The organism is Syntrophomonas sp. UBA1041 (assembly GCF_002316705.1).
Classification (GTDB): domain Bacteria; phylum Bacillota; class Syntrophomonadia; order Syntrophomonadales; family Syntrophomonadaceae; genus DTU019.
Genome location: NZ_DCEA01000046.1, coordinates 1 through 4,816, shown reverse-complemented (window position 1 = coordinate 4,816; position 4,816 = coordinate 1). Strand labels below are relative to the sequence as shown.

At 52.9% G+C, this 4,816-nt stretch carries 4 protein-coding genes; all 4 read left to right on the top strand.

All coding sequences use genetic code 11. From position 1 onward, the window contains the following. Positions 1-987: TolC family protein (locus tag B2633_RS07200; protein WP_483169924.1), on the top strand; the 987-nt coding region annotated here is incomplete at its 5' end. Positions 988-1,124: 137 nt separating this feature from the next. Further along, positions 1,125-2,720, top strand: coding sequence for a S41 family peptidase (locus B2633_RS07195; protein WP_483169923.1), 1,596 nt, complete (start codon positions 1,125-1,127; stop codon positions 2,718-2,720). Between the two features lie 109 nt (positions 2,721-2,829). Further along, positions 2,830-3,963, top strand: coding sequence for an efflux RND transporter periplasmic adaptor subunit (locus B2633_RS07190; protein ID WP_483169922.1), 1,134 nt, complete (start codon positions 2,830-2,832; stop codon positions 3,961-3,963). Further along, on the top strand, positions 3,960-4,816 hold an 857-nt coding region (locus tag B2633_RS07185), incomplete at its 3' end, for an efflux RND transporter permease subunit (RefSeq protein WP_483169921.1). The genes B2633_RS07190 and B2633_RS07185, both read left to right, overlap by 4 nt.

Here is a 4,816-nt window from a genome sequence, read left to right as displayed (position 1 = left end):
CGGCAAGCCTCTTATGATGTGAACCGCAGCGAAGAGGTGCGCGATAATCTGGCTCAGCAGTTGGATTATGTGCCTCGCGGCCAGACCGATTATGCCACCGGTCAATTGTATACCGGTTTGGTAACCTCGGATATGTACTATCGCATGGCCCAAAAAACCCTGACCATGGAAGAAGACAAGGTCATGCTGTCAGCCTACAAAGCCTATACCGATGTCATCAAGGCCGGGCAGGAGCTGGAATACGCTCAGAAATCCTTCAATCAGGCCGCCTGGCTGCAGAACGTGGCTTACCTGAGCTATGAGCAGGGTATGATCAGCCAATACGACAAAACCGCTGCCGAAGTGCAATATCAGGCCGCTCAAAACAGCTTGAACACCGCCCGGCAATCGCTGGATAACGCTTTCCTGACCTTAAACCAGTTGATCGGCCTGGATCCTGGGGAGAGTCCCACACTATTGGATAAACCGGCTTTTGAAACCCTGGAACCGGTAAATATGGATGAAAAGATCGCCAAAACCCTTAATGCCAGCCCGTCGGTCTGGCTGGCCGAACAGGCGGCCAAAATCGCCGAAACCCAGTTGGATTTATATGATTTCACTTATCAGGGGCAGGATCCTTATGAAGTCAAGGAAGTCGATGTCAGCAAGGCCAAACTCAGTGCCCAGGATGCCAAAGAACAGATGAGCCAGTTTATCCGCACCCTGCATAACAACCTTTTGACCATGGAACAGGGCTATGCTTCGCTGCAGGAAGCAGTGAGACTGGCCCAGGAAGACCTGCGCATCAAAAAACTGAAACATGAGATCGGGCTGGCGACCAGGACTGAGGTGCAGGCGGCTGAACTGGCTCTGCAGGCTCAGCAGAAATCGTTGGATGCCCTGGCCTTCCAGCATGAAGCCTGGAAACTGGTCTTCGATAAGCCCTGGACCTTCAGCGTGATGATGGGATCAACCTCGACTTCCGCAGCCAGCGATACGGTTCAATGAGAAAATTTATTAAAATCAGTCGAAAGATTAACCGGCTTCTGGCCGGTTATATTTTTGGGAATTAAAGGAATAGAATGTCCCGGTGGTGAATAGAGTGAGACAACTGCACAAATATAGAAAGCAAACAGGAGGCTCCATTGAAAAAATACTTTAAAGCTATGCTGCTGACCCTGGTATTCCTCTTGGGCATTGTCTGTCACGGCCTGCCTTTGCAGGCCGCCGAAGATGTCCGTCAGGAAGTGGTGGATATTATACAGGAATACTACCCTTACCCGGTGGAGCCCGGGATTTTGCAGCGGACCTCGGCCAAGGCGGTGGTCGAGGGGCTTAATGATCCTTTCAGTGACTACCTGACGATGGATCAGTACAATGGTTTTATGCAGAGTCTCGACGGCTCTTTCGCGGGAATAGGCATATTTGTGGAAATGCAGCCCCAGGGAGTGTTGATTACCGACACCCTTCCGGATTCTCCGGCACAACTGGCCGGTTTGCGGAGAGGCGATATGATTATATCCATAAACAATCAATCATTGGCCGGTCTTACCATGCAGGAGGCTATGGATCGCCTGCAGGGCAAGGAAGGCAGCCAGGTACTGCTCACCGTTATGAGGGAAGCCCGGCAGTTTGATATGCGTTTGAAAAGGGCTTTTCTGGCTCTCCCGTCAGTGCGCGGGCTGCAGATGGAGCATCGGGTAGGCTATGTGGCGGTTTATAGCTTTGGCAGCAATACCGCCATCGAACTTGAACAGTATATCAGAGCCATGGATCCGGACACCGACCAATGGATACTGGATTTACGCGGCAATGGCGGCGGATACCTTTTTACCGCCGCCGAGGTGGCCGGATACCTGATGAGTGTCAACAATATGGTGGCTCTGAAGCAAAAGAATGATTGGCTTGAACTCCCGGTGGTGGCTCAATCCACCATTATCGATGAACCTGTTGTCCTGCTGGTAGACGGTTACAGCGCCAGCGCCTCGGAATTATTGGCGGCTGCCTTAAAAGATTACCGGCGGGCGCTGCTGATCGGTGAGAACACTTATGGCAAAGGCACTATGCAGCAGAGCTTTACTCTCTCCAATGGAGACATATTACACCTGACCATTGCCGAGTTCTATTCTCCTTTGGGCAATAAAGTGCATCAGACCGGAGTGAAGCCTGATCTGGAAATAAAATCTGATCAGGCTTTGGATGCGGCCTGGTTATTGTTATCCCGGCCCGTTGGAGGCAGCAGTCACGCCTACATCACAGTCGGGGGAGAGAAGTGCCTGATTGATTTGCAGATGGCCCGTAGCGATCAGTACTGGGAAGCGTGGGATAGTGTAACCCAAAATCTCGACAAACTCAGTGTGGAGTGCGGAATAAACTCAGCAATGCACACTGTCAACCTTTCCCGGGCTGACGTAGTCAGCCGTTGGCCGGTGTATTATCCTGATTACCGCCTGGCAGGAGAATACTATAACCTTGACAAAAATCAACCGGTTTCCGTTGAAATTCAGGGCCTGGATCCAAGCTGGCCTGAGTTTAAGTCCGCTTTTGAATTGATTGACAGCCAAAGCGGGGAGCGCGTATCCTTTGACATCTCCCCCGCGGGAACTGCGCTGTCACTGCAACCCCTGGAAAGCGTTAACGGCCATGAATACTGGCTGTTGTGGCACGGCAGTCCCTCTGCCCATGGCCCTGCTGCAGACTCAGCCCGGCCTGCCATTGCCATTTTACACTACGACAATTAGAAAACCGCTCTCTCCATAGCTGGAATAGTTGTATTTAAAGCCAGCTTAAAGGTATAATTTTGATATACCGACCAGCCGGTCGGTAATGGAGAGAAGCGGAGGGTTTTTTGTGAATAAAAGGTGGAAATGGACGGTTTGGTTCTTCCTGGCGGTTCTGATGGTCTCGCTCCTTAACGGCTGCCAGGCCTCCCAAGAGGTGGCCAAAGAAATCGAATTAACCGTAGAGGTAACGGCTGCGCAAAATCAGTATATTGCCAGGACGGCACGCTATGCCGGCAAAATCCGGGGAGCTAACGAAGCCCCGGTAACAGCCAAGATGGCGGGCAGAGTGACTCAGATTCTGGTTCAACCGGGGGATCGGGTAGCAGCGGGACAAACTCTGGTGGTACTTGACAGCACTGGCTTACAAGCAGCCCTTAAGCAGGCTGAAGCCATGGTGGCATCTACCCGGGCTCAAATGGCTTCCAACCAGTTGCAGCTGGAAAACGCCCGTCTTAACTATGAACGCATGCAACAACTTCACCAAGCCGGCGCTATTGCGGACAACGCCCTGGAGGCGGCCCGTCTGCAATACGAAACCCTGCAATCCGGGGCTGTAGAGGCCAGTGTGGCCTCGGCTGAAGCCGCCCGGCTCAGTCTTCAGGATCAACTCAACAACTGCAATCTGACCGCACCCATCAGCGGTATGGTGGGAAGCATCGCGGTTTCTCTGGGTGACACCGCCAGCCCGCAAAGCCCGGTTGCGGTTGTCAGCGACACTTCCCGGCTGCAGGTAGAGGTCCTGGTCAGTGAAGCAGACATAAACTTCATTCAGACCGGAAGCAAAGTCAATGTATACATATCTTCCTTAAGCTCCCAGCCATTTTCCGGCACGGTTGTCAGCGTGGACCCGATGGCCGATGTTGTTAAACGCAATTTCACCGTTCAAGTGGCACTGGATGAGGCTCAGCCGCAAATACGCCCCGGCATGTTCGCCGAGGTGGTAATGGCAACCGAGCAGGCTGAAAACACCCTGTGTGTGCCTATAGAAGCGGTCATAGCCCGTGGGGATAAGAGTGTGGTCTATACCGTGGATGCGGAGAACCGGGCCCATCCCCTGGAGGTTAAAACCGGCATCTCCAGTGATCGGCTCATCCAGATTACGGAGGGGCTGGAAGCGGGAACGCCGGTTATCGTCCAAGGTAATACCCTGGTGTCAGACGGGACCCTGGTAAGGGTGGTGGCCGGGGAGGAAAAGGTATGAAACTGGTAGACTTTTCGATCCGACGCCCGGTAACCATGGCTATTCTGGTTGTAGTAGTCGCGATCCTGGGATTCTTTACCTATTCACGTTTGTCCGTAGACCTTTATCCTGATATGGAGATCCCGGTGGTTGCGGTTATGAGCTCATATAGCGGAGCCGGCCCGCAAGAAGTGGAAAACCAGGTAACCAAGCCTCTGGAAAGCGCCATAGCCAATGTAGGCAGTATAAAACAGGTTGATTCAGTATCCTCTGAAGGCAGTGCGATCATCATCGTGCAATTTGATTGGGGCATCAATGTCGATAACGCTGCCCAGGAAATCAGCGAGAAGATTACGTTTGTAGAAGGGATCCTTCCCGACACTGCCACCAAACCAATGGTGGTTAAAATGGACCCCAACATGATGCCGGTGATTCAGATAGGGATAAGCGGGGCCGCCGACCTTACCCAGCTGCAGGCGGTAGCTGAGGATGTGATAGAACCCCGCCTGGCCAGGATTCCCGAGGTGGCTTCCGTAATCATTACCGGGGGCAGTCCCCGCGAAGTGCATGTTGATGTAGATCCGGTCAAGCTGGAGAATTATGGCCTGACTCTGGCCCAGGTGAGCCAGGTTTTGCAGATGGAGAATTTCAATGTTTCCGGGGGCAAAGTGGTGCGCGGCGGCCGGGAAATGTACGTGCGCAACCTGCAGCAATTTGAATCCCTGGATGATATCAGGCAGGTGGCCATCAATACTGCTGACGGGCGTACGGTGCACTTAGGCGAAATTGCCGCGATCAGTGATACTATTCAGGACTCATCCCAGTTTACCCGGGTAAACGGGCTCCCCGCAGTGGGTGTTCACTGCCTTAAACA